The following is a 24,877-nucleotide window of genomic DNA, read 5'->3' as shown; positions in this document are numbered from 1 at the left end:
CTTAAAAACCAACTTAAGGAGGTCAGTTTTTAAATGGCAAAATACAAAACAGAATTTAAGGTTAAAGTAGTAAAAGAATATCTTGAAGGAAATGTAAGTTACAAAGACTTAGCAAAAAAATACTCCATACCAGATAAACATATCGTTAGAACTTGGGTTAATGCTTATGAATCTCAAGGCTATGAAGGACTAAAAGTATCAAGAAAAAATAATAACTACTCTTTAGACTTAAAACTAAATGTAGTAGACTTGTATTTAACAGGAGAAATGTCCTATCAAAGCCTAGCAAATGAACTTAAAATCAGCAATCCATCCATGATAGCTAGATGGGTAAAAGAATTTAGAGACGAAGGCATAGAAGGACTGAAACCAAAAAAGAGAGGAAGACCTTTAAATATGCCAAATACAGATAAAAATAAAGATTTAAAAAACAAACATAATAAAACAAAAAAAGAATTGAGTGAATTAGAAAAACTAAGAAAAGAAAACTACTATCTTCAAATGGAAGTAGAAATTCTAAAAAAAAAGATTCAATTCTCTCAAATGACAGAAACAGAAATAGACGAATATCTAAGGTCATTAGATCATTAAGAGATAAATTCAAACTAAAGGATCTTTTAGAATACTTTAACTTTCCAAAATCAAGCTACATGTATTGGCAACAACGCTTAGACATACCAAACAAAGATGAGCAAGTAGAGAAGAAAATACTAGAGATTAGAAAAGATAATCCAAACTATGGATACAGAAGAATAACAGCAATGTTAAAGAAAACAGGGCTTTTGATAAATAAAAAGAAAGTTCAAAGACTAGTACAAAAGCTAAAACTTCAAGTAACAAACTTCTCAAGAAAAACAAGAAAATACTCATCATACAAAGGAACAATAGGTAGAGTAGCAGACAATAAAATAAATAGAAACTTTAAAGTAGAAAAAGCCTACACATATATAACAACAGATACAACAGAATTTAAGTATCTAGAAAAAGATACAAAAGACAACTATCAAGTAAAAAAACTTTATCTAAATCCATATTTAGATATGTATAATGGTGAAATAATATCCTATGAGATATCAAAACAACCAACACTAGAACCAATACTAAAAGCCTTAGACAAAGCAATAGAAATAACAAGCACTAACAAGAATAAGAGGATCTTTCATTCAGACCAAGGATGGGCTTATCAAATAAAACAATATACATCAAGACTTGAAAAAGAAGGGATAACCCAATCGATGTCAAGAAAGGGAAATTGCCTAGATAACTCCCCAATGGAAAACTTCTTCGGGATACTTAAACAAGAAATCTACTATGGCAAGAAATTCTATTCATATGAAGAATTAAAAGAAACAATAGAAGAGTATATAGAATATTACAATAAAGACAGAATAAAAGAAAAATTAGGATATTTAAGTCCAGTGGAATATAGAAAGTTAAACGCAGCATAAAAAATTTTCCACCCCTAGGGGTGGAAAGCAATAAAATAATACCAGAACTAGTAAACTACCAGTCCTGGTATTAGGTCCAACTTTATGGGGTCACCACATGAGTGACACCACCTGGGGAAATTTAAAATTTATCCTTTATAACTTATTAACTTTTAAAAATTATTTTTCAGAATACTCTGCCTTAATAGACTTGCCCTTAAGATTCTTTCCATCAATATCTCTTATGGCATCCTTAATCATATTTTTTGGAATTTCTACGAAGCTGAAGTTTGGCATAATATTAATCCTCCCAATATCGCTAGGTGTAAGATTAGTGTACTTGCCAAGGAACTTAATGATATCACGAGAGTCAAGGTCGTCTCTCTTGCCCTTGTTAATAAAAATCTTTGGCCCCTTAATTTTTTTCATGCCCTTGTCCTTGGACTTCCTCTTAGAAGAGTCAGACTTCTTAGACATTTCAAACTTCTTACCATAGTCAACCCTATCAAGATTCTTTATCTTTGTCTTGTTAGATGACTCATTCACCATCTTTAGAAGAGATGCAGTAATATCGTAGAGGCTGTTGCCCTCAGCCAATAGTTTGTTTAAAACTTCTGTGTAGTTCTCTTGGTCCTCAGCTCTTATTATATTTTTCTTGACCTTGTCAAAGAGATTGTCAAGACTCTCCCTCTCAACATCAGCCTTAGTAGGTAGCTTCATCTTTTCCATCTTTATGTTTGCATACTTTTCGATTTCCCTAAACTTTGGATAGTCCTTGCTAGTTACAAAGGTAAAAGATGCTCCCTTCTTGCCAGCCCTTGCAGTACGTCCAATCCTGTGAACATAATACTCAGCTTGCTGTGGCAAGTCATAGTTAAAGACAAGGTCGATGTCAGACACATCAAGACCACGAGCAGCAACATCAGTGGCAATTAAGACATCAATAGTCCCATTTCTAAACTTCTTCATAACATTATCCCTTGATGACTGACGCATGTCTCCGTGAAGGGAGTCAACCTTGTAACCCCTTTGAGCAATCTCAACCTCGAGAGATTCCACCATCCTCTTAGTGTTGCAGAAGATAATAGACTTCTTTGGCTTGTGGATGAGGATGAGTCTGTTTAAAATTTCTGTCTTCATATTCCTGTTAAGCTCAAGATAAAATTGCTCAATCTTTTCTGCAGTAAGTTCCTTCTTTTCAATAATCACCCTGGCAGGATTATCTTGATAAAGTCTAGAAAATTCCTTGATGTTGTTGTCAAAAGTTGCCGAGAAAAATAAAGTTTGCCTATGAGGGTTGGTCTGCTCGATAATAGTCTTCATATCATCCCTAAAGCCCATATCAAACATCTCGTCAGCCTCATCAAGAGTCAAAAACTTTAAGTCATCAAGCACAATAGTCTTTCTCTTCATGTGGTCCATGACCCTTCCCGGAGTTCCAACTACAATGTCAGCGCCCTTCTTAAGGTCACGAAGTTGCTTACTCATATCAGCACCACCATAAATAGGCACAATCTTGATGAACTTTTTATACTTGGCTAACTTTTTCAACTCATCAGAAACCTGTCTTGCAAGCTCCCTTGTTGGTACAAGAACAAGTCCCTGCAAGTCATAGCTCTTATCTTCTATTCCTTCGATCATTGGTATCCCAAAAGAAGCAGTCTTACCAGTACCAGTTTGGGCTTGGGCAAGGACATCACGACCTTCTAAGATAAGAGGTATAGTTCCCTCTTGGACCTCAGATGGACTTTCAAAACTCATGTCATCAATTGCTTGCAAAACTTCCTTTGATAAATTTAAATCACAAAATCTCAATATATTCTCCTAATCTATTTTAAAAATAAAAAAAAGACCGAGATTCCCTCGGTCCTTCAAGTTCTTTCTTAAGACATTATAACACAAAAAATATTAAAAAGTTTATAAGATTGACATTTACTTAAAATATTATGAGTTTGTAAATAATCACAGAGCCGTAAAAAATTATAAAGTTGTAGAAAGCTATTACGTTAATAGGAAATCTTAACTCTGCAAGAAAGTATTACTTAATAAGAAGTCAAAAGTTCCACGCAAAAATCCCACAAGACTTTTCCTGTGGGATTTGTTTACTTTCTATTAACTTAAAATTTTTTATTAATTTCTTATTTTATATTAACTTGTAATTTTATATTAACTTGCAAGTTTTTACTACTTACTTAACCAAGTCGCCCTTGTAGTTTATTATGCCGCCATCAAGGTTTATGGCTTCATATCCTATTTGGTTTAGATATTTTGCTACGTTGTAGGACCTCACTCCTGACCTGCAGAGGATATAGACTTCTCTGTCTTTTGGTATGTCGCCCAGTCTATTTGGGACTTCATTCATGGGGATGTGGATGGCGCCCTTTATAGTGCCTGTTTCTTCTAGCTCGTAGTCTTCCCTCACATCTATAACTATCGGATCCACGACCCTGTCTATCTCGTTAACATTTATTTCTTTCATGTCTACCTCGTTATTAAAAAAAGAACCCTCTCGGGTCCTCTTTAGAAATTATTTTACTGCTATTGCTTCGATTTCTAGAAGGCCACCCTTTGGTAGCTTTGCTACTTCTACGCAAGATCTTGCTGGTTTGTGGTTTGCGAAGTATTCTGAATATACTTCGTTTACTGCTGCAAAGTCATTTACATCGTCTAGGAAGATGTTAACTTTTACAACCTTGTCTAGGCTTGAGCCTGCTTCTTCTAGGATTGCCTTGATGTTGTCAAGACTTCTTGCTGTTGCTTTTTTGATGTCATCAGTGATTAGTTCCCCTGTTTCTGGAACTAATGGAAGTTGTCCTGATGTGAATATAAATCCGTTAACTTCTGTTGCTTGTGAATAAGGTCCCACTGCTGCTGGTGCCTTGTCTGTGTGTAATGTTTTTACCATAATTATTATTCCTCCTCTTTTGTTTCGTGGTTTTCTTCCCACAATCTTTCTAGATTGTAGTATTCTCTTTCATCCTTGTGGAATACATGTACTATTATATCGCCAAAGTCTAAGATTATCCACCTTGATGAATTTTTACCTTCTTGATTTTGTGGTTCTTCACCCTTTTCAGATAATTTTTCGTCAATTTCTCTTGCTAGGGCATCAACTTGTGATGATGAGTTACCACTTACTATTACGAAGTAGTCTGCGATTGATGTCATGCCCTTAATGTCTAGGACCTTGATGTCAATCCCCTTCTTGTCTTCACAAGATTTTACGATAATGTCTAATTTTTCTTGAGTTGTCATGTTACCTCCTATTTAAAATTATTTTCCAATAACATTACTTGTATTTTGTTTTCATTTGGTATGAAGTAGGAAACTCCTCCCATATATTTTGGTGCTCCTGGTAGGGTGTTAGTAACTATGTCTTCACTTGTCACGTGACGCATTTTTGCTGCGATTTTTATAAGTTTCTTTACAGGTATGTTGTTTTCTGTGTAAGATACATAGGACGAAAGTAGGAGTGGTGCCTTGACTAGGGTCTTTGGATCTTTCATCTTTGAGAGGATGGCTGACATAAATTGTTGTTGTGCCTTTACTCTACCAAGGTCGGCATTCTTGTATCCCTTCCTAAATCTCAAAAATCCTATGGCATCGTAGCCCATTAGGTTTTGCCTTCCTGCCTTTATGTCTATTGTTAGTGGTGGGTCTGCTGTTGGGTCCTTGTATTTCATATCTATTGGGACGTCAACTTCTACTCCACCGATTTTATTTACCACGTCTTCTACAAACCTATAGTCCACTGTAACGTAATATTTTATATCTGTTCCAAGGAGTTTGTTAACTGTGTCAAGGGTAAGTTCGCTTCCACCAAACTTAAATGAATGGTTGATTTTTGTCTTTTTGTAACCCTTTATCTTTGTGTAGGTGTCTCTTGGGATTGAAATTATATTTACTTTTCCAGTCTTGCCGTCTAGGTTGACTACCATTATTGTGTCGGACCTTGCATTGTCTGCTTTCTTTGCATCAAGGGAGTCTACTCCCAGCATCAAGAATTGTAGGTCTTCCCCTCCTTGGTCTATCTTGTCAGCATCTTCGTCTTCAAAGAAGTAGAAGTAGCCTGCTACTCCTGCAAGGGCAAGTATTAGTATTAATATTATTGTTGTAAAAAAGGCTTTAAAAAAAGTTTTCAAGGATTCAACACTCCTTATAATAATTTCTAGCTGTTACTGTTGTTGGCACTATGTAAGTGTCATGGTCAACTAAAAATTTTAATGTGTTATTTAGTGCGAAATACATGGCTGCGTCAAGGTCATTCTTTGCAAGTTGTCTTGCCCTTTCCACCCCATCAAAGTTTCTCATAGGCTCGATGTAATCTGCTAAGAAAATTATTTTTTCTAGGTCTGACATATTTACCCTGCCTGTTGTGTGATAGGTGATGGCATTTAGGATGTCCTCATCTTCTATCCCATAAAGGTCTCTTGCATAGATAGCCCCAAGATAGGAGTGGATGATTTGTGGTGCCTTGATCATTTCCTTTGTTAGGAGAAGTCCAGCTTCCTTTGCCGCCTTTATAAGCTCGTCATGGTCTCTTATCTTGGCACAGTCGTGTAAAAATCCTGCCACTTCTGCCTTTTCTTGATCTACTTCATAAATCTTTGCAAGTTCTAGGGCAGTATCTCTAACCCTTAAGGTGTGGAGAAATCTTTTTTCGCCTATCCTGTCACGTATTTCTTTTTCATATTTTTTTAAATTATAGGTCACCTTTATAAAACCCACTTTCTTCTATATAATCTAGAACTTTTTTTGGAATTAAATATCTTAGAGACTTGCCCTCACGGATCCTATCTCTTAGGTCTGTTGAAGAAATTTCATAGAGGGGAGTATTTATAAGATTTACCTTCGTCCCAAAGTTTTCTCTTAAAAAGTCTATCTCCCTATTTATTTCGTCTTTGTTAATGTAGCCTGGTCTTAGGGCTACTACGAATTCTATCTCCTTGGATAGGTCGCCTATCTTCATCCAAGTCTTAAGTTGGAAGATGGAATCCAAACCTATCAAAAAGTATAGTTTTTCTTCTCTGTAGATTTTTTTCAGTTCCCTAATGGTGTCTACTGTGTAGGACATCTTGACCCTAGTGGCCTCTATGTCTGATATTTCAAAATCTGGGTTTGGGGAGATGGCAAGTCTAACCATCTCATACCTGTCCTTTGCTGAAACCTCAAGGTCCTTGTGGGGTGGGTTGCCTGTTGGTATAAAAATTACCTTATCCAGGCCCATCTCCTCCTTGATATACTCACATATCATAAGGTGACCATAGTGGATTGGGTTAAAGCTGCCTCCAAAAATTCCGTACTTTTTCATTATAATTCTATTTTTTTATTTTCTTTAGATTCCCTATAAATTGTAAGCTTCTTGCCAATCTTTTGGACAAATTCTGCTCCTGTTGCATCAAGGATGTCGTCAACAATTTCATCAACTTCCACTGGTGCATTTTGTAAGACATTGATTTTTACAATTTCATGGTCTTCTAAAAGTTTATCTATTTGACTTAAAAAGCCTTGGTTTATTCCATCTTTTCCCAGTTGGATAAGTGGGTCCATATTGTGGGCAAGGCTCTTTAGGTAGGCTCTCTCTTTTCCTGTTAACATTCTATCACCTGCTTATTCAAAAAATTCAAATTCGTATTCGCCAATAAATACTGAGCACCCATCATGGGCTCCAAGTTCTTCTAGCTTTTCTACAACCTTATTCTTTCTAAGGTTTTCTTGGAAGTATTTAAGTGAATCGTAATCATCGAAGTTTGTAGAGCGAAGGAGCTTGTCAATGTAAGGTCCTTCAACAAAGTATTCTCCTTGGTCCTTATAGACCCTGATACCTTCTTCTCTCTTAACTTCTTCTACGTGTTCTATGTCGTAGGTTTCATAATCTGTGTAGTCCACTTCTTGAAGTCGCCTGTAGGTTTCCTTCATTAGCTTGTCTACATTTTCTGTTGTGGCACAGGAGCCGGCAATTATTTCATACTTGTCCCCAAGTTCTTCTCTTAGTTTCTTGAGATTTTCTTCTGCCCCTGGTACATCAGTCTTGTTGGCAAAAATAATTTGTCTCTTTTCTCCCAGCTTTTCATTGTATCTCACAAGCTCTTCATTTATCTTGTAGAAGTCTTCAACTGGGTCCCTATGTTCTGATCCAGAAACATCTAGGACGTGGATGAGGATTCCAGTCCTCTCAACGTGTTTTAAAAATTCGTCACCGAGACCAATCCCTTCAGATGCTCCCTCAATAAGTCCAGGTATGTCTGCTATAACAAAGGATTCGCCTTCATCAATTTTTACAACGCCAAGGTTTGGAGTAAGGGTTGTAAAGTGATAGTTGGCAATCTTTGGTCTGGCAGATGTAACTATGGAAAGTAGGGTTGACTTACCTACGTTAGGGAAACCAACAAGTCCCACATCAGCTAGGAGTTTAAGTTCTAATATTATCTCTCTTTCTTCTCCCATATTGCCTGCTTGGGCAAAGGCTGGTGCCTGTCTAGTAGAAGTCTTGAACCTGGCATTACCCATGCCACCACGTCCACCCTTGCAGACAGTTACAGCCATGCCATTTTCCTTTAAGTCATAGATAACTCCCATAGTATTAGCGTCCCTAATTAGGGTTCCCACCGGTACCTTTAGGACAATATCTTCTCCGTCTTTTCCAAATTTTAATTTGCTCATGCCGTTTTGTCCGTTTTCGGCCTTGTATTCTCTTTTGTATCTAAAGTCCATCAAAGTGTGAAGTCCAGAGTCTGTCATTACAATTACATTGCCACCTCTGCCTCCGTCGCCACCAGCTGGTCCTCCTGCTGGTTCGAATTTCTCTCTTCGCCAAGCGACAGCGCCATCTCCACCTTTTCCAGCTTTTAATTTAATTTTAGCTATATCTATAAACATTTTTACCTCACATTTTCTAAAATTATATCACAGAATTAGCACAGAATTGTAGTGAAAACTTGAACCTTGTATCAAATATGTAAAATCTTTGTGAAAATTAGACTTTACTCTTAAAAAAATAAAAGCAAGGTTTCCCTTGCTTCATCTTTATGCTAATTCAACTTTTTCTTCTTGGTAAACATTAGCGAATTTCTTTCCGCCCTTACCCTTAGTTGTGAATCTTAAAATTCCATCAGCTGTTGCAAATAAAGTGTCATCTGACCCTCTCATTACATTTTCACCTGGATGGATTTTAGTTCCTCTTTGTCTAACGATGATGTTACCTGCTAGAACAAATTGTCCGTCGCCTCTCTTAACTCCAAGTCTTTTTGAGTTTGAGTCACGACCGTTCTTAGAAGAACCTGCTCCCTTTTTTGAAGAAAAAAGCAATAAATCAAATTTAATCATTTTGCACCTCCACCTTCTTTAGTGTCAAATATCCTGGATAGGCCTCGTCAATGAGTTCTATCCCCTTAATCATAAATTCAAAACAAGTTTGAATATCATTTCTTTTAAAAATATCACTTTTTAAAATTTCTATTTTTAACATTCCGTCGCCCTGTGAGTCCCTAATGTCACTTTCACTTACTCCCAACTTATCAATCAAGGTAAAGTATAGGGTTTGAGTGAGAGTTGATATGCTGGAGCAGACAAGTTTGTCAAATTCTCCCTCTGCGTGGCCACAAGACTTAAATCCATAGTAATAATCGCCCTTTTTGTAAAGGTCAATCCTAGTCATTAGTTAATACCTGAAATTTCAACTAAAGTGTATGGTTGACGGTGTCCGTTTTTCTTTCTTTCGTTTTTCTTAGATTTGTATTTATATACAATAACTTTTCTAGCCTTAGCTTGAGCTAATACCTTAGCTTCAACCTTAGCACCCTCAACATATGGAGTACCAACTTTTGGCTCGTCACCTGATACAAAAACAACCTTGTCAAAAGTTACAACGTCGCCTTCTTTTGCATCTAGTTTTTCAACTCTAAGTTTGTCACCAGCTTCAACAGTGTATTGTTTTCCGCCTGTTTCAATAATTGCGTACATTTGTAGCACCTCCTCATTACAAGACTCGCCATCCTAGGTACCTAAGTTTAAAACCTATTCTGTGCGGTTACATCAATGTATTCTATCACATGGACCAAACTTTGTAAAGAAATTTTATAAATATTTATGACTTTATAGGATTCTCTTCTTATCATAAAAATTTATAAGCTCGTAAGAAATTATGGCTTTATAAAAAATTATAACTTTATAAAAATTTATGACTTTATTAATCTTTATAAGCTTATAATATCTTACTTTGTCATAAAAGTCTCTGACTTTATAAAAATTTATTAACTTATAAAAATTCTCACAAAAATAGCAGGCCCCTAAGACCTGCTAAAATTTTATATTTTATATTTTTTCAAGTACAACTTAATCAGTGATTGTCTTGTTTTTAATTTCTTCTTTAAGTGATGCGATAAATTCATCTACATCAACATCTTGAACTTCTTCCCCATTTCTCTTTCTTACTGAAAGCTTGCCAGAAGTTTCTTCTTTTTCACCGATAACTAGCATGTAGTTGATCTTCTTAACTTGTGCTTCTCTGATCTTGTAACCAACTTTTTCAGCACGTCCGTCTAGGTGAACCCTAAGTCCTTCTGCGTGAAGTTTATCTGCAATAGACTTAGCAAAGTCTTTGAACTTGTCTGATACAGGGATAACTTCAACTTGTACTGGAGATAACCATAGTGGGAATTTACCTGCAAAGTGCTCGATTAGGATACCCATAAATCTTTCAACTGATCCAAGTAGGGCCCTATGAAGCATAACTGGTCTTTTCTTTTCTCCATTTTCATCAACATAAGTTAGGTCAAAGTTTTCTGGAAGTTGGAAGTCAAGTTGGATTGTACCACATTGCCAAGTTCTACCAATGGCATCTTCTAGGTGGAAGTCAATCTTTGGACCGTAGAAAGCTCCGTCGCCTTCGTTAATTGTGTAAGGAAGCTTCTTTTCTTCTAGGGCTTCTTTTAGACTTTTTTCTGCAAGGTTCCAAGCTTCAAGTTCTCCCATGTAGTCGTCTGGTCTTGTTGAAAGTTCAATTGAATACTTAAATCCAAATGTTGAGTATAGGTAGTCTGCAAGGTCAATCATCTTGAATACTTCGTCCTTAACTTGTGAGAACAAGCAATAAACGTGGGCATCGTCTTGAGTAAATGTTCTTACCCTAAATAAACCATGTAATGCTCCAGAAAGTTCGTGTCTGTGAACTATACCATATTCAGCAAGTCTAATAGGAAGGTCCCTATAAGAGTGCTTGTTGGAATTGTAAACAAGGATTGAGCCAGGGCAGTTCATTGGTTTAACTGCGTAGTCACCATCGTCAATCTTTGTGAAGTACATATTGTCCTTGTAGTGATCCCAGTGACCAGATCTGTGCCATAGGTCTTCGTTTAGGATAATTGGAGTTAGAATTTCTCCGTAACCATTTTCATCAAGAACTCCCCTCCACCAGTTTAGTAGGTTATTTCTCAATACCATTCCATTTGGGTGGAAGAATGGGAAGCCAGGTCCTTCTTCGTGCATACTAAAGAGGTCAAGTTCCTTACCAAGTTTTCTGTGATCTCTCTTTTCAGCTTCTTCACGTCTTTCGATATATTCATCAAGTTGTGATTGTTTTTCAAAGGCAATACCGTAAAGTCTTTGAAGCATCTTATTGTTAGAGTCCCCTCTCCAATAAGCACCTGCTATTGAAAGAAGTTTAATAGCCTTGATTTTTTTAGTTGAAAGAAGGTGAGGTCCCTTGCAAAGGTCAAGGAAGTCGCCAATCTTATACATTGTGATCTTTTCATCTGCTGGTAGGTCTTCTATTAGTTCAACCTTGTAGTCTTGTCCCTTTTCTTTGAAGTGAGCAAGTGCATCTTCTCTTGAAATTTCAATTTTTTCTACTGGAAGGTCCTTCTTTGCAATTTCCTTCATCTTGTCTTCAATTGCCTTGAAGTCTTCTTCTACAAATCTGTGTTCAAGGTCAAGGTCGTAGTAGAAGCCTGTTTCAGTTGAAGGTCCAATGGCAAATTTTGTATCTGGATAAAGTTCTTGGATTGCATAAGCCATGATGTGAGATGCAGTGTGCCAGAAAATTTGCTTTCCTTCCTTGTCTTCAAATTTTACAACCTTGAAGTCACTATCTTCATAAACCTTGTCGTCAAGACCAAGGATTTCTCCGTTAACAACTGCTCCAAGAGATTGTCTCAAAAGACCTTCTGAGATATCTCCAGTGATTTGAGATACCTTAACTCCACTTTCGTATTCTTTTTGTGATCCGTCTGGATACTTTATAATCATTTTATCCTCCTAAAAATTAATAATAAAAAAAGCCACCATCCCAAAGGACGATGACCGTGGTTCCACCTTAATTAAACTCTAGGGACTTAACGCGTCCTGACGCCATAGTTTGCTATGGGACTCCAAGATAGTTTTCAAAAATATAAAATTGGAAATTTACACCAACCATTTCCTCTCTGAGAATTTTATAAATCCTACTCTTCTTATCAAAGTCTCTTTTAAAATTGTTTCTATAATAACACAAAGGTCTTATATGTTCAAGAATAATTCTGAAAGAATATATCATTTCTCTCGCCCCTATATATTACCCAGGCTAAAATTTTTAAAACAAGAATTTCCTTTTTTTGATATAATTTAATAAATCTTATTTTTGGAGGAACTTATGAAGGAAAAGTTAAAATATTTTATTATTATTCTTATTATTTTGGGATCTGTTCCTATTTTACCTGTCTTAGAAGATAGTTTTTATGGATTCTTTGCCTTTATAAATTCTTATGGTCTTAGCTCCTTTGTTTTGCCACTTTTGATTTCTTTACCCTTAATTTATAAAAATAAAAGTTTTTATTTTTTCTATGTCTTCCTTATCCCAATCCTCTACAATAACTTTTTTATTATTTATTTTTTCAAAGTCGTGGACTACTCCTTCACTTCCATTATATTTTTTGTCCTTGGCTTGTTCTTGTCCCTTTACTTATTAGAGGGCAAGAAAAAAACTCCCTAATAGGAGTTTAAATTATTTTATAAAAAATATTGTGCCATAGTCTTCTATTGGGTCTTTGGACAAAATTTCAATTTCATAATCATATTTATTAATAATTTTTAGAATTTCTTCATGGGAGGAGTGATGAGAAAGGTCTCCTGTGAAGAATATTTTTTTGCCCAAGACTCCAGTAGCACCGCCAATAAAACCGTAGTTGAAGTTTTGAAGTTTAATTTGCCCCTGGTCTATCTTATAAATGTGGATCAAGTCCTTTAGGGTCTCGTAGATTCCTCCGTCACTTGTGATGACAAAGTCCTGAGTCACAAGGCAGGAGCACTTGCCATAGCCTTGCTTGATGTTTACAAGGTCAAATCCTTCATTTTTATAATAATCTAGGATGACTTCATCAGTATGCTTTAAGTTGTGGATGAAAATATTCTTAAATGCAAAGGCATTAAGATGGATGTCCCCTGGATACTTTGCAGATAAAGATGAATGTGATGGAAGAATTTTTTTGTCTTTGAAGATCTCTTTATAATAGTCAAAATTATCCCTGTCCACAATTAAATCTCCACTTGGAAGAGGATGTACCAAAATGTCTGGGTGGGTGTCTAGTCCTTCTAATACATTTTTATTCGCCTTGGTCCTCACCACTTGTCCATATTTTTTTAATTTTTCGGCAGACTCTTCTGGAAAGTTTTCTGCCACTAATACATAGGTCATTCCATCATCTCGTAAATTATAATTGATGCTGCCACATTGGCATTAAGGGAGTCAACCTTGTCAGAAATTGGAATATTTAAAAATCCCCTTGCATGGGACATTAAAAAGTCCGAAACTCCCTTAGCTTCGTTTCCTATTACAACTATGTCCTTGTCCTTGAAGTCATAATCCCTCGTTGAAGTTGAATTTTCTAATGAAGTTGCAAGAATATTAAAGTCTAAGCCCACTAAGTCTTCTCGAGCCATAAAGTAAATTGGCAACCTAAAGATGGAGGACATAGAAGACCTTACAGTCTTAGGATTGTAAAGGTCGCAGGACTCAGGAGAAATTATAAGACCGTCAAGTCCCAGGGCATCGGCTGAACGAATTATTCCTCCAAGATTGCCTGGCTCCCTTATGTCGTCAAGATACAAAAATTTGCCAGAAGTCCTGTCAAAGTCCCTGTGAAGGTAAGAGTAGTAGGCTATGATGCCAGGAGATGTGACAGCATCACAAAGATTTTTGAAAATATTGTCGGAAAAGACAAAGAGTTTATCTTGATCTACATTTTTTACAATTTTTTCAAATTTATTTGACCTGTATGCAGACTCACTAAGGGCAAGGTAGTGAATTTTAATCCCCTCAGCCTCTTCAATAACCACAGGCTTCTCCACCATAAAGAGTTTATTCTCCTGCCTGTGCTTTTTCTCCAAAAGCCCCTTTAAAAATTTGTATGTATTGTTATTTTTACTTGTAATTATCATTTTTCCCCTCATTTTTAAAGAAAAAAAGCCCCGAAGGGCTCTTAACTTTAATAAATTTTATAAAAATTTGCTCTTGTCCTTTAGATATTCCTTAACGTCAATTACTTCTCCATTGTCCATGATTATTTTGAAGGAGTAGTCATAGATGTAGGCTGCAGAAAGACCAAGTAGTGATGCTGGAAGGGCCAATAGCATACCAATAGCAGATGTTGTCAATGAAAGTGATAGGACAGTTTTGCCCTTATTTTCCACCAATAACCTGCTGGCATTTCCCTTTCTCCAGATTTCCTTTACTGCTTCAAGGATTTCATCAAGATAGTTTATTACATCATCAACATAGTCCTTGCTAGACTTCTTTTCTTTATGAGAGTCAGAATCCTTTTCTTCCTCACTTTCATAAACCCTTGAAGGTTCAATGTTGATATCGTACTTGCCTTCTCTGATGTAAGAGATTGCCACATCAACGTCGCCGTCGCTATCTAAAAGTGCCTTCCTTACAATGTCATAGGAGGCTCCAGTTGTATTTATTACATAGTCGATTTTTGCCATGTTAATCATAAAATCACCTCTAAATCTTAATTACCCAAAATATTTTTTTTTAATTTTATTTTTGGCTATCAACTTTTGCTGGGTCATGGTTTCCTGTAGCGTTTCCTTCCCCTGCTTGGCTTTCAGTTTCTGGAACTTGGTAGACTGCATCCTTTTCTTCATCAACTATGGAGAAGAAAGTTCTGCCTGGGCAGAATTTTACTTCAGTTTCATCAGGATATTTTAAGATTGTCCTTGCATCTTCGTTTTCCTTTTCCCAAGTTATTGGTGCAAGTTTTCCCTTTTGAAGAAGAAGTCCTGTACCACTTCCTATGTTTGCCATTTTTAAAGTTCCCTTAGGCCCAGCAACTACTCCCTTTTGGAAGAGGACAACTAAATTATCTGTATCAAACTCTTGACCTGTTGCCTCATCAATTACTGGTTGATCTTGGCGAATGTATTTATACTTCCCAGTGGCTTCGTCAAAGATAAACTTTGTCTTATACCTATTGTTGAAGTTTAAAGTAATTTCTTTTACATCAAGGCCTTCTATATTTGCTTCCTTATCGTAGAAGTTAAGGGATGCTGCGTTATCATTTACGTCAACTCCCTTTTCAACTAGATAGTTTTCAAGTTCCGGAAGGGAAATATATCCATTGTGAGGAGCCCTTTTGCCAACATTTTTATTTCTGTGGAAGACAAGACCTTCAAGGGCAATCCCGTCAAGGTCCACAACATTTCTCTTTTTAACTTCTTCAAGTCCTGCAACTGAACCACCCCAGTGGGCATAAATTGCATTGTATTCCTTGGCAGTTTGAACAAAGTAAGGTCTTGCAGAACGAACTGGTCCCACATTTTCTGGGAAGTTACTTTGGAAGAGTGCCATGTATCTTGTGTATTCCCCTTCAACCCTGTACTCGTAAATTATGTCGGCCTTTGAGATTTGTGCTTGAGGTCTTGCATCGTCATGGTTATCAAGCATAACTGCAAAGATTTTTTTCTTGGCTTGTTCTTCGTTGTCTCTCTCTTCATGAGTAAGTGGTGTGTAGTAAACTATCTTTTCTGGCTCTTTAACTTCTACTGCTTGATTTTTATTTTCTGCTTTCTTGCCACAGGCAACCAAAGTCGTGGCTGCTAAGCCCACAAGTAAAAGTTGTTTAAATTTTTTCATTTTCTCTCCTCTTTTCTAATTCTATTTCTTTTATGTATTAACTTAATTTTAGTTTATAAATATAAATATGTAAACAAGAGGATTGTTATAAATTTTTACTTCTTAAAAGCTTTTATGATAAAATTTAAACAGGCGGTGGTTCTATGAATAAATATCTCGAAATAATTATCTATTTTACTGCTCTGATTGGATATCTTTTAACTGAGTACACAAAGATAATTAAAAATGAAAAACTTAGAAAAAAAATTTCTTTTATATTTAACCTCATAGCTGTGTTAATCCTTCTATATGAATTTGTCTTAAAAAAATTTATATAAAAGTTTATAAAAAAATAAGGACTAGATCTTATGCGACTTAGTCCTTTTCTCATAGTTTTCATTTATGAATTTTTAGTTTTCTGCTATAAATCTTTTAATGTCCTTGTCTGAACCCACAACTGTCAATATGTCCTCTTCTTTAATCTTAAAATTAGAACTTGGATTTACATAATTTTCTCCATTCCTCTTGACCATTAAGATGTTGAAGTTGTAATCTTCTCTAAGACCAAGCTCAGTAAGTCCCTTTCCATTCATCTTAGGTGGCGCTTTGAAATCATAAAAGCTGTAGCCTTTTGAGATTTCATCTGAGTCAAGCAAGTTGTCATTGGAAAGATTATTTGCAAGTCTGTAGCCAATATCTCTTTCAGGAAAGATTATCTTATCAGCTCCACACTTTAATAAAATTTTTCCAAACTTATCAGACGTTGCCTTGGCGATAACTTTTTTTATTCCAGCTTCCTTTGATGCAAGGACTGCCATAATTGCTGGCTCAAGGCTTTCACCAATGGCAACTATTGCCACGTCATAATTATTTAGGGCAAGTTCGCCCACTGCCTTTTCATCTTCAAGATCACAAACAACTGCTTCAGTAACATTGTCGTTAATCAAATCAATTTTTTCATGGTCTGAGTCAACAACTACAACGTCGTTTTTCAAATCATATAATCTAGTGGCCACAGTAGACCCGAATCTACCACAGCCAAATACAATAAATGTCTTCATAATTTACCCCACTATAATTTTTCCATAAGAATATCTTGTGTGCTTTTTATTTTTTCTATTTAAAATACTTATGCCAAGAGTGGCTGCTCCAACTCTACCTATATACATCAAAACTATTAAGATAAGCTTCGAAAGAGGACTTAGGTTTGGAGTGATTCCTCTAGTCACTCCCACTGTACCAATAGCTGATACAATTTCATAAAGTATGTCTAGGTACAAGAATTTTCCATCTTCAATAATTGTTATCCAAAGTGATGAAAAAATCACCAAGACAGAGCCCAGTGAAACAATGCAAAGACTCTTTAAGATGGTGTCACGCGAAATTGACTTGTGAAAAATTTCTGTTTCATCATTTCCCCTTAGGACAGAAATTGTCGCAAAGAGCAAGGCACCAAAAGTTGTAGTTTTAATACCACCACCAGTTGATGCTGGTGATGCACCTATAAACATAAGAATAATTGTTACAATTACAGAACCTTCTTGCATCTCACCAATGTCTATGGAATTAAATCCAGCAGTTCTTGCAGATGCAGACATAAAGAAGGATGCCAAAACTTTTCCCTTTAAGGTCAAGCCTTCCATTGCCCCACTCTTGTGTTCAAGTATGAAGTAGGCAAGACTTCCAACTAGAAGGAGGATGCTTGTAATTGATATAACAACCTTGGAGTGAAGGGTCAAGTTCCTAAACCTTCTCTTCTTATAAATGTCGAGATAAACTGTAAAGCCAAGCCCACCAAAAATTATTAGAAAGGCTACAACAAGATTAACAGTTATGTTGTCTACATAATCCACAAGGGAATTGCCTATAATATCAAAGCCTGCGTTACAAAAGGCTGAGACTGCGTGGAAGAGAGAAAATAAAATTCCTCTTTTCAAGCCGAAGTCAGGAATGAATCTTGTTGCAAGTAAAATTGCACCAATAAATTCCACACTCAAACTAAACTTGATGATATAGATTACAAGTCTAATAATCCCCTTGCTAGTATCAGCATTAGTTTGTTCCTTTATAATTCTTCTCTCTGTAATCCCAATTTTTTTATTTAAAACAAGAGCTATTAGGGACAAGAAGACCATGGTTCCCAAACCGCCAATTTGTATTAAAGTTATGATTATAAGTTTTCCAAAAACTGTCCACTGGGTTGCTGTGTTGGCAACAATGAGTCCTGTTACACATGAAGCAGAAGTTGATGTGAAGAGGGCATTTAAAAAGCCAATGGATCTACCATTTGCCGATGCAAGAGGAAGGTTTAATAAAATTGCCCCAAATAGGATCAAACCAAAAAAAGAAAGGCAGACCATTAGGGGGGGATTCTTTTTTAATTTTCTAATCATAATTTCCTCATTAAATAAATTTTTTCAAACTCATTATACAAAAAAAGCTCCCAATTGGGAGCAATAATTTATTGTTCTTTTGCAATTTCAACTAGCTTTGCAAAACCAGCTGGATCATTAATTGCCATTTCAGAAAGCATCTTTCTATTAATAGTGATGTTTGCCTTCTTAAGACCGCTAATGAATTTTGAATAGCTCATGCCATTAATTCTTGCAGCTGCATTAATTCTTGTAATCCAAAGTTTTCTAAAATCTCTTTTTCTTTGTTTTCTACCAATATAAGCATAGTTAAGAGATTTCATAACAGCTTGGTTAGCAGTTCTAAATAATTTTGATTTAGCACCAAAATATCCCTTGGATTGCTTTAGTATATTCTTATGTCTTTTTTTAGCGTTAACGCCTCTTTTTACTCTAGCCATTTTTACCTCCTATTAAGGGATCATGTGATCAATTCTTCTTTGATCACCTTTAGAAACCGTACTGCTTTTTCTAAGTTTTCTTAGTCTCTTAGCAGTTTTCTTACCTGTTAAATGTCCTTTAAAAGCGTAAAATCTCTTAAGCTTTCCAGAACCTGTTCTCTTAAACCTCTTCGCGGAAGCTCTGTGAGTTTTCATCTTTGCCATAAAAATCCTCCTTATTTATCAGACTTATCGCTGTCTTTTCTTTCTGAAAGGAACATAACTAAACTTCTTCCTTCCATTTTAGGTTTTTTGTCCACAACTCCATACTCAGAAATTAAATCATAAAACTTGTCGAGAACTTCTCTACCAAGATCAGTATGACCCATCTCTCTACCTCTAAATCTAACTGAAAGCTTAACTCTATCACCGTTTTTTAAGAAATCAATAGCTCTATTGGCTTTAGTATTTAAGTCATGATCTTCAATGTTCGGACTAAATCTTAGTTCCTTAACATTGATAACTTTTTGCTTTTTTCTAGCTTCTTTTTCTTTTTTCTCTTGCTCGTATCTGTATTTACCATAGTCCATTATACGACATACTGGTGGTTTTGCGTTTGGCGCAACATTCACTAGGTCAAGTTTTTTAGATATAGCCAAGTCGATGGCTTGATTTTTGGGCACAACACCAAGTTGATTTCCCTCATCATCTACTAATCTGACTTCTTTTTCTCTTATCTCTTCATTGATTTGAAGTTCTTTAATTTCTAAGCACCTCCGTAAATTAAAAAAGCGGACACCTAAAAAGATGCCCGCAAATTCATCGAAATTTTCAAATAACCTAAATGACTGAGCCATTAGGTGAGAAGCGGACTTCTTCTTTAATAACAAAGACAATGATAACACATGAGTTACCTCTTGTCAAACACTTTTATACCAAAGATTTAATTTTTTGATACAAAATATCTATGGCCACTTCGTTTTCGCCACCTTCTGGGATGATTAAGTCTGCATACCTCTTTGATGGCTCAACAAATTGGAGATGTGATGGTCTAACTGTTGAAAGGTACTGATCAATAACTGAGTCAAGTGACCTTCCTCTTTCAAGCATATCTCTTTTAATCCTTCTTATGATTCTCACATCGGCATCAGTATCAACAAAAACTTTTATATCCATGATGTCTATTAGATTAACTTCATTAAAGATTAAAATTCCTTCAAGAATAATAATGGGTTTTGCTTCAACAATTTCCTTTTCTCTTTTTCTATTGTGAAGGGCAAAATCATAAATTGGTTTCTCAATAGACTTGCCATCCTTTAACATTTCTAAATGTTCAAATAAGAGGTCATTATCAAAAGCAAGGGGATGGTCATAATTTGTCTTAACTCTTTCTTCAAAGACCAAGTTTGATTGGTCCTTGTAGTAGGAGTCCTGTTCAATTACAGATACCTTGTCCCTTCCAATTAAATCAATTAGCTTTTTGGTAACAGTACTCTTACCGCTACCACTTCCACCACATATTCCAATAATACAGGCCTTATTCTTCATTTTCTCTCCTCAAAATAAATCCTTTTTTAATAGGTTGATCGATTTTAATTTTAAAAATTTGCTTTGCCTTATTTGCAACATCAATTTCTCTATCCTTATCATCTAACATTTTTTCTATCTTGTAGTCAAAATGCTTTACACCAGGTCCAAAGATTTCAATCTCTTCTCCAACAAAGACCCTGTTTCTCTGTTCGATTGTAGCTATATTTGTTTCCTCATCGTAGTCTAAGACGATACCCACGAAGTCGTAACCCCTGATGTAGGAGTTGTCCTTATACACTTGTGAATTTTCATTAGCTTGTCCGAAGAAGAAACCTGTTGTGAAGTCCCTGTGACTTACCTTTTTAATTTCTTCTAATAAAGATGGGTCGTACTTGTAATTTTCTGGGTCAGCATAGTAGGCATCAATTGCCATCCTGTAGGATCTAATTACTGTTGCAAGATAGTATTCACTTTTTACACGGCCTTCAATCTTTAGACTTGCAATACCAGCTTCAATCATTTCATCAATGTGTTCAATCATACAAAGGTCCTTGGAATTCATAATAAAAGTTCCCTCATCGTGTTCTTCTATTGGAAAGTATTCTCCAGGCCTTTTTTCTTCGACTAAATGGTACTTGTACCTACAAGGTTGGGCACAGTCCCCCATGTTAGCATCCCTTCCAGTCATGTAATTTGATAAAAGACACCTTCCTGAGTAGGACATACACATAGCACCGTGAGCAAAAGTTTCAACTTCAATGGAGTCGCCAACTTCTTTAATAATATCAGCAACTTCCTTTAGACTTAGTTCTCTTGCCATTACAACTCTTTCTGCTCCAAGTTTTTGCCAGAATTTTACAGTTTCCACATTAGTAACTGATCCTTGAGTTGAAATATGGATTGGAAAGTCTGGCGCAACTTCCTTTACCTTCATAAACATACCTGGGTCAGCAACTATAAGAGCGTCAACTCCAATTTCATAGAGTTCCTTGATGTAGTCTTCTACACCTTCCATGTCATGGTTGTGGGGAATTATGTTAAGAGTTACGTGAATCCTCTTTCCCCTCTCGTGTAAATAACCCGTTGCCCATTTAATATCATCCATTGAGAAGTTCTTAGAAGCTTTTCTAAGTCCAAAGCTTTCTCCTCCAAGATACACTGCATCGGCCCCATATTCCACTGCAGTTTTTAATTTATTTATATCACCTGCCGGTGCTAAAAGTTCAATCTTCTTCATCTTTTCTCCTTACTAAAAGTATTCCATCCCCAATGGGTATTACTGATGAGTCAAATCTCTCATCGCAGGAAATATCTTTTAAAAACTTCCTAAGTCTTTTTACAATTGTTATCTTTCTTCTCTTAACTAGGGAGTCTTCTGCTATCATCCCCTTGAAGAGGACATTATCACAGAGAATTATCCCTCCATCATTTAAATTCTTAAGGGCCTCATCAAAATATTTTTCATATTGCCCCTTAGCTGCATCTATAAAAATAAAGTCGTACTTTTCCTCTAGGTCTAAAAGAAAATCATAGGCATCTCTGTGGTGAACCTCTATCTTATCTTCAAGGCCCACTGCAAAGATATTTCTTCTCGCAATTTCTACCATTTCTTCTTTTAGCTCTACGCTGTCAATTTTTTCTATGCATTTATTCCTCTTGGCAAAAGAAATAGAAGAATAGCCTATGGCAGTTCCAAGCTCAAGGATTTTCTTCGGCTTATGCATGGCTAGAAGGAAGTTTATAAACTCTTCACTTTCTCTCTCCACTATTGGAACGTGATTTTCTTCAGCGTAATTCATCATATCGCGAAGTTTTTCATCTTTTAAATTTTTTAAATCTCTTAAATAATTCTCTATATAATCGTAATTTATATTTGGCATAATTCCTCTAAAAAAGGGAACCTAGTAGATTCCCTAAATATCCTAAACTTCCATAATAATTGGTAAAATCATAGGATTTCTCTTTGTGTTTTTGAAAATATATGATCTCAAGTTATCTCTTATGTCAGACTTGAGTCCATTCCAGTCCCTTAAGTTGTCGCGTGAATCATCATTAAGGATTTTTCTTACGACATTCTTTGCATCTTCAATAAGGTCTTCTGATTCTCTTACATAAACAAAACCTCTTGAAATAATGTCTGGACCTGAAACAACCTTACCTTCTTTTGTCAAGGAGATAACTACAATTATTAGTCCGTCTTCTGACAAGTGTCTCCTATCTCTTAAGACGATGTTACCAACGTCACCAACTCCAAGTCCATCAACAAGAATATTTCCAGATGGCACATCACCAACAAGTTTTGCAGATTTTTGTGAAATTTCGAGACAATTTCCATTTTCCATTATGAAAATATTCTCTTCATCCATGCCCATTTGATGTGCAATCTGAGCATGCTTCATAAGGTGTCTTACTTCACCATGGGCTGGTATAAAGTATTTTGGCTTTACTAAACTCAAAATAAGTTTTAACTCTTCTTGACAAGCGTGACCAGAAACGTGAATTTCTGATAGTGTTTCATAAATTACCTTAGCACCTCTTTCAAGAAGCCTATTTATTACCTTTGTAACAGCATTTTCATTTCCTGGTATTGGAGTCGCCGAAAGGATGATTGCATCATTTGGTGTAAGTTGAATCTTTCTATGTTCTCCATAGGCAATTCTTGTAAGAGCTGACATTGGCTCTCCTTGTGAACCAGTTGTGATTAATACAAGTTCACTATCTTCATACTTATCCATATCCTTGATGTCAACAAAGGTATCCTTCTTAACCCTAAATTGTCCAAGCTTTCTCGCTGTTTCTGTTACATTTACCATGGATCTACCAGACAAGACAACTTTTCTTCCATATTTTTCTGCAGAGTTAATAATTTGTTGGATTCTGTGTACATTGGATGCAAAAGTTGCAATAATAATTCTGTTGTCAGATAGGCTTTGGAAGAGCCTGTTAAAAGTCTCCCCAACCTTGGACTCACTCATTGTGTAGCCTTCTCTTAGGACGTTTGTAGATTCACCAATCATAGCAAGTACACCCTTTTGACCAATTTCTGCAATCCTAGTTAAGTTAATTGGCTCTCCACTAATTGGAGTAAAGTCTACCTTGAAGTCACCAGAGTGGTAAACATATCCAAGTGGTGTTTTTATTGCTAGGGCACAAGAATCTGGAATAGAGTGATTTACATTTATCCATTCAACTTCCATCTTCCCAAGTTTAACAACATCTCCAGCATTTACTACGTGAAGTTTATCTCTTGAAAGTCTGTGCTCTTTTAATTTATTTTCTAATAGTCCAATTGTTAGTCCAGTTCCATAAATGTCTAGGTCTAACTTCCTTAGTACATATGGAATAGCACCAATGTGGTCTTCGTGACCATGAGTTAGGACAAGTCCCCTTATCCTATTTTTGTTGTTTTCTAGATAAGTTACATCTGGTATTACAACATCAATACCAAGCATTTCATCTTCTGGGAAAGTCATACCACAGTCTACTATGATAATGTCATCTCTATATTCAACTACTGTAAGATTCTTTCCGATTTCGTGAAGCCCTCCCAGTGGGATAATCTTCACCTTATTTGTGTTTTTCATTAATTTGCCTTCTCCTCAATTTTGTGTTGGCAGTCTTCGCAATAACCCATAAATTTTAGAGTGTGGTCAACAATTTTAAAATTCTTTTCTTTCTCTATCTTAGCTTCTAGTTCATTTAAGTTATCAATATCAACTTCTTCGACTTTTCCGCAATTTATGCAAACGAGATGGTGGTGCCTATGGCCTTCACTTGGTACTCTAAGCTCATACCTCAGAATATTGTCATCAAAGGCAATTTGATCTAAGACTCCAAGCTTGTGGAATAATTGCACAGTCCTGTAAATAGTTGCAATACCCATTTCCGGATCATTTTTTGCAACTAAGTTATAAACTTCTTCTGTCGTCAAGTGCTTGTCCCTATTGTCCAGAAAAATTTCATAGACTTTTGCCCTCTGTTTAGTGTATTTATATCCACTGTCTTTTAAGATTTTTTTAACAGGTTCAACGTTTTTTGTATTCATTTATTCACCGTCTAATTCATCTAATAGTTCTTCATAAGCTTTGCTTGCAACTTCTAACTCTTCATCATCGATGCCAGCAAGAAGTTCATCACCATTTTCGTCTTCAATTATTTTTAAAATATATACTTCTGGATTATCTTCATCAGCATAGAGTGCGACATAATCAATGTCCTCAACAGAAAATTTTGCATCAACAAAAAATTCAACTTCTTTATCATTTTCGTCATATAGTTTTATTTTTTCCATCTTATCACCTATAAATTTATTCTATCCAGATAGGATTGCAGGATATAAGTCGCAGCAATTTTATCTATATATTTTTTCCTATTTTCTCTTCGAACAGAACCTTCTATTAAAACTTGTTCTGCCATTAAAGTGGTCATTCTCTCGTCAACATACTCAATTTCTACTTTAAATTTGTTTTTTAATTTTTCTGCAAACTTAATTACTTTTTCACTTTGTGGCCCTATAGTATTGTTCATGTTCTTAGGAAGACCTACCACTACTTTTTCTACATTATTCTCTTTTATAATTTCATGAATTTTCTCATAGGCTATCTTATTAGATTCTCTTTTTATTGTCATAAGAGGTTGTGCGGTAAGCATTAGAGCATCACTTATGGCTGCCCCAATCCACACATCTCCTACGTCAAGGCCTAAAATTTTATTCATTTAACCACAACCTTTACAGGTACATATATAATATGTAAAAGAGATGGTCAAACCATCTCAAATTTTTTCTAAATAAACTTTTAACATTTCTTGTAAAAGCTCGTCACGCTCTACTTCTTGTATCATGGATCTTGCATTATCATGGCTTGTGATATATGTTGGATCACCAGATAATATATATCCTATAATTTGGTCAGTTGGGTTGTATCCTTTTTGTTCTAGAGCATTGTAAACTGTCTTTAAAATACTCTTAATTCTTTCTTGTTCCAAACTGCTTTTTTCAAAAATTTGTGTATTATTATTTTGACCCATAATTACCTCCAA

At 35.7% G+C, this 24,877-nt stretch carries 34 protein-coding genes and 2 other annotated features; of the genes, 4 read left to right on the top strand and 30 right to left on the bottom strand.

Annotated elements, in window-relative coordinates; all coding sequences use genetic code 11:
- The first annotated feature begins 33 nt into the window (after window positions 1–33).
- On the top strand, window positions 34–591 hold the full coding sequence (locus CAN42_RS00660; protein ID WP_085875108.1) for a helix-turn-helix domain-containing protein: 558 nt from the start codon (window positions 34–36) through the stop codon (window positions 589–591).
- Window positions 534–1,448 carry an IS3 family transposase gene (locus tag CAN42_RS00655; protein WP_209019187.1) on the top strand — a complete coding sequence of 305 codons (915 nt, stop codon included), beginning with the start codon at window positions 534–536 and terminating at the stop codon, window positions 1,446–1,448. The genes CAN42_RS00660 and CAN42_RS00655 overlap by 58 nt, the downstream gene beginning before the upstream one ends.
- Window positions 1,449–1,607: 159 nt before the next feature.
- Here CAN42_RS00655 and CAN42_RS00650 read toward each other — a convergent pair whose 3' ends face one another.
- The 13 genes from CAN42_RS00650 to thrS all read right to left on the bottom strand — a co-directional run bounded on the left by CAN42_RS00650 (window position 1,608) and on the right by thrS (window position 11,672).
- Window positions 1,608–3,242: a DEAD/DEAH box helicase gene (locus CAN42_RS00650; protein WP_085875106.1), complete on the bottom strand. Its 1,635-nt coding sequence runs from the start codon at window positions 3,240–3,242 to the stop codon at window positions 1,608–1,610.
- A 373-nt stretch (window positions 3,243–3,615) separates the two neighbouring features.
- The gene (locus tag CAN42_RS00645; protein WP_245149819.1) at window positions 3,616–3,870 is read right to left on the bottom strand and encodes a rhodanese-like domain-containing protein; all 255 of its coding nucleotides are present in this window, start codon (window positions 3,868–3,870) and stop codon (window positions 3,616–3,618) included.
- A gap of 84 nt (window positions 3,871–3,954) precedes the next feature.
- On the bottom strand, window positions 3,955–4,332 hold the full coding sequence (locus CAN42_RS00640) for a RidA family protein (protein ID WP_085875104.1): 378 nt from the start codon (window positions 4,330–4,332) through the stop codon (window positions 3,955–3,957).
- Between the two features lie 5 nt (window positions 4,333–4,337).
- A complete protein-coding gene (rsfS, locus tag CAN42_RS00635) occupies window positions 4,338–4,682 on the bottom strand; it encodes a ribosome silencing factor (RefSeq protein ID WP_085875103.1) in 345 nt (114 codons plus the stop codon).
- An 8-nt stretch (window positions 4,683–4,690) separates the two neighbouring features.
- Window positions 4,691–5,569, bottom strand: a complete 879-nt coding sequence (locus CAN42_RS00630) for an LCP family protein (protein ID WP_085875102.1) — start codon at window positions 5,567–5,569, stop codon at window positions 4,691–4,693.
- A 4-nt stretch (window positions 5,570–5,573) separates the two neighbouring features.
- Window positions 5,574–6,140 carry a bis(5'-nucleosyl)-tetraphosphatase (symmetrical) YqeK gene (gene yqeK / locus CAN42_RS00625; protein WP_085875101.1) on the bottom strand — a complete coding sequence of 189 codons (567 nt, stop codon included), beginning with the start codon at window positions 6,138–6,140 and terminating at the stop codon, window positions 5,574–5,576.
- A complete protein-coding gene (gene nadD, locus CAN42_RS00620; protein WP_085875100.1) occupies window positions 6,130–6,738 on the bottom strand; it encodes a nicotinate-nucleotide adenylyltransferase in 609 nt (202 codons plus the stop codon). The genes yqeK and nadD overlap by 11 nt, the downstream gene beginning before the upstream one ends.
- Entirely contained in the window at window positions 6,738–7,025 is a 288-nt protein-coding gene (yhbY, locus tag CAN42_RS00615) for a ribosome assembly RNA-binding protein YhbY (RefSeq protein ID WP_062570946.1), read from the bottom strand. Before yhbY ends, nadD begins: the two co-directional genes overlap by 1 nt.
- A gap of 12 nt (window positions 7,026–7,037) precedes the next feature.
- A complete protein-coding gene (obgE, locus tag CAN42_RS00610; protein ID WP_085875099.1) occupies window positions 7,038–8,306 on the bottom strand; it encodes a GTPase ObgE in 1,269 nt (422 codons plus the stop codon).
- A 147-nt stretch (window positions 8,307–8,453) separates the two neighbouring features.
- Window positions 8,454–8,753, bottom strand: coding sequence for a 50S ribosomal protein L27 (gene rpmA / locus CAN42_RS00605; RefSeq protein WP_005956665.1), 300 nt, complete (start codon window positions 8,751–8,753; stop codon window positions 8,454–8,456).
- On the bottom strand, window positions 8,746–9,084 hold the full coding sequence (locus CAN42_RS00600; RefSeq protein WP_085875098.1) for a ribosomal-processing cysteine protease Prp: 339 nt from the start codon (window positions 9,082–9,084) through the stop codon (window positions 8,746–8,748). The genes rpmA and CAN42_RS00600 overlap by 8 nt, the downstream gene beginning before the upstream one ends.
- Window positions 9,084–9,389 (bottom strand): 50S ribosomal protein L21, encoded by a 306-nt coding sequence (gene rplU, locus CAN42_RS00595; protein WP_062570949.1) that lies wholly within the window; start codon window positions 9,387–9,389, stop codon window positions 9,084–9,086. The genes CAN42_RS00600 and rplU overlap by 1 nt, the downstream gene beginning before the upstream one ends.
- Window positions 9,390–9,400: 11 nt before the next feature.
- Window positions 9,401–9,468 (bottom strand) — a sequence feature (ribosomal protein L21 leader region).
- Window positions 9,469–9,761: 293 nt separating this feature from the next.
- Window positions 9,762–11,672, bottom strand: a complete 1,911-nt coding sequence (thrS, locus tag CAN42_RS00590; protein WP_085875097.1) for a threonine--tRNA ligase — start codon at window positions 11,670–11,672, stop codon at window positions 9,762–9,764.
- 40 nt (window positions 11,673–11,712) lie between these two features.
- Window positions 11,713–11,891, bottom strand: a binding site (T-box leader).
- Window positions 11,892–12,054: 163 nt separating this feature from the next.
- Between thrS and CAN42_RS00585 the strand changes: the two genes are divergently transcribed.
- Window positions 12,055–12,393, top strand: coding sequence for a hypothetical protein (locus CAN42_RS00585; protein ID WP_085875096.1), 339 nt, complete (start codon window positions 12,055–12,057; stop codon window positions 12,391–12,393).
- A 12-nt stretch (window positions 12,394–12,405) separates the two neighbouring features.
- Here CAN42_RS00585 and CAN42_RS00580 read toward each other — a convergent pair whose 3' ends face one another.
- The 4 genes from CAN42_RS00580 to CAN42_RS00565 are packed head-to-tail and all read right to left on the bottom strand — an operon-like array spanning window position 12,406 to window position 15,537.
- Window positions 12,406–13,095, bottom strand: a complete 690-nt coding sequence (locus tag CAN42_RS00580) for a DUF6873 family GME fold protein (protein WP_085875095.1) — start codon at window positions 13,093–13,095, stop codon at window positions 12,406–12,408.
- Window positions 13,092–13,838: a TrmH family RNA methyltransferase gene (locus CAN42_RS00575; RefSeq protein ID WP_085875094.1), complete on the bottom strand. Its 747-nt coding sequence runs from the start codon at window positions 13,836–13,838 to the stop codon at window positions 13,092–13,094. The genes CAN42_RS00580 and CAN42_RS00575 overlap by 4 nt, the downstream gene beginning before the upstream one ends.
- 57 nt (window positions 13,839–13,895) lie before the next feature.
- Complete coding sequence (locus CAN42_RS00570) at window positions 13,896–14,396, bottom strand: DUF4342 domain-containing protein (RefSeq protein ID WP_062570953.1); 501 nt, start codon at window positions 14,394–14,396, stop codon at window positions 13,896–13,898.
- Window positions 14,397–14,442: 46 nt separating this feature from the next.
- Window positions 14,443–15,537 (bottom strand): DUF3048 domain-containing protein, encoded by a 1,095-nt coding sequence (locus CAN42_RS00565; RefSeq protein WP_085875093.1) that lies wholly within the window; start codon window positions 15,535–15,537, stop codon window positions 14,443–14,445.
- Window positions 15,538–15,680: 143 nt separating this feature from the next.
- On the opposite strand from CAN42_RS00565, the gene CAN42_RS08960 reads away from it, so the two are divergent.
- Window positions 15,681–15,854, top strand: coding sequence for a hypothetical protein (locus CAN42_RS08960; protein ID WP_167627536.1), 174 nt, complete (start codon window positions 15,681–15,683; stop codon window positions 15,852–15,854).
- Window positions 15,855–15,926: 72 nt separating this feature from the next.
- Here CAN42_RS08960 and CAN42_RS00560 read toward each other — a convergent pair whose 3' ends face one another.
- The 13 genes from CAN42_RS00560 to CAN42_RS00500 form a co-directional block, all read right to left on the bottom strand.
- A complete protein-coding gene (locus CAN42_RS00560) occupies window positions 15,927–16,577 on the bottom strand; it encodes a potassium channel family protein (protein WP_062570955.1) in 651 nt (216 codons plus the stop codon).
- A gap of 3 nt (window positions 16,578–16,580) precedes the next feature.
- Window positions 16,581–17,909, bottom strand: coding sequence for a TrkH family potassium uptake protein (locus tag CAN42_RS00555; RefSeq protein WP_062570956.1), 1,329 nt, complete (start codon window positions 17,907–17,909; stop codon window positions 16,581–16,583).
- A 68-nt stretch (window positions 17,910–17,977) separates the two neighbouring features.
- The gene (gene rplT, locus CAN42_RS00550; RefSeq protein WP_005956682.1) at window positions 17,978–18,328 is read right to left on the bottom strand and encodes a 50S ribosomal protein L20; all 351 of its coding nucleotides are present in this window, start codon (window positions 18,326–18,328) and stop codon (window positions 17,978–17,980) included.
- A 12-nt stretch (window positions 18,329–18,340) separates the two neighbouring features.
- The gene (rpmI, locus tag CAN42_RS00545; RefSeq protein ID WP_005956626.1) at window positions 18,341–18,532 is read right to left on the bottom strand and encodes a 50S ribosomal protein L35; all 192 of its coding nucleotides are present in this window, start codon (window positions 18,530–18,532) and stop codon (window positions 18,341–18,343) included.
- Between the two features lie 11 nt (window positions 18,533–18,543).
- Window positions 18,544–19,164 (bottom strand): translation initiation factor IF-3, encoded by a 621-nt coding sequence (infC, locus tag CAN42_RS00540; protein ID WP_062570994.1) that lies wholly within the window; start codon window positions 19,162–19,164, stop codon window positions 18,544–18,546.
- Between the two features lie 73 nt (window positions 19,165–19,237).
- Entirely contained in the window at window positions 19,238–19,855 is a 618-nt protein-coding gene (udk, locus tag CAN42_RS00535; protein ID WP_062570958.1) for a uridine kinase, read from the bottom strand.
- Window positions 19,845–21,074, bottom strand: a complete 1,230-nt coding sequence (locus tag CAN42_RS00530; protein ID WP_085875092.1) for a peptidase U32 family protein — start codon at window positions 21,072–21,074, stop codon at window positions 19,845–19,847. Before CAN42_RS00530 ends, udk begins: the two co-directional genes overlap by 11 nt.
- The gene (locus CAN42_RS00525; protein ID WP_085875091.1) at window positions 21,061–21,717 is read right to left on the bottom strand and encodes an O-methyltransferase; all 657 of its coding nucleotides are present in this window, start codon (window positions 21,715–21,717) and stop codon (window positions 21,061–21,063) included. The genes CAN42_RS00530 and CAN42_RS00525 overlap by 14 nt, the downstream gene beginning before the upstream one ends.
- A 42-nt stretch (window positions 21,718–21,759) precedes the next feature.
- Complete coding sequence (locus CAN42_RS00520; RefSeq protein ID WP_062570961.1) at window positions 21,760–23,421, bottom strand: ribonuclease J; 1,662 nt, start codon at window positions 23,419–23,421, stop codon at window positions 21,760–21,762.
- A complete protein-coding gene (locus CAN42_RS00515; RefSeq protein ID WP_062570962.1) occupies window positions 23,421–23,882 on the bottom strand; it encodes a Fur family transcriptional regulator in 462 nt (153 codons plus the stop codon). The genes CAN42_RS00520 and CAN42_RS00515 overlap by 1 nt, the downstream gene beginning before the upstream one ends.
- Window positions 23,883–24,128 carry a DUF1292 domain-containing protein gene (locus CAN42_RS00510; RefSeq protein ID WP_085875090.1) on the bottom strand — a complete coding sequence of 82 codons (246 nt, stop codon included), beginning with the start codon at window positions 24,126–24,128 and terminating at the stop codon, window positions 23,883–23,885.
- Window positions 24,129–24,136: 8 nt separating this feature from the next.
- Window positions 24,137–24,553 (bottom strand): Holliday junction resolvase RuvX, encoded by a 417-nt coding sequence (gene ruvX, locus CAN42_RS00505; RefSeq protein WP_062570964.1) that lies wholly within the window; start codon window positions 24,551–24,553, stop codon window positions 24,137–24,139.
- Between the two features lie 57 nt (window positions 24,554–24,610).
- Window positions 24,611–24,865, bottom strand: coding sequence for an IreB family regulatory phosphoprotein (locus tag CAN42_RS00500; protein WP_062570965.1), 255 nt, complete (start codon window positions 24,863–24,865; stop codon window positions 24,611–24,613).
- Window positions 24,866–24,877: the final 12 nt, after the last annotated feature.

It is taken from the genome of Peptoniphilus vaginalis, from assembly GCF_900176605.1.
In the GTDB taxonomy this organism is placed as follows: Bacteria; Bacillota; Clostridia; order Tissierellales; family Peptoniphilaceae; genus Peptoniphilus_A; species Peptoniphilus_A vaginalis.
This window is presented reverse-complemented; position numbering and strand designations above follow the sequence as displayed.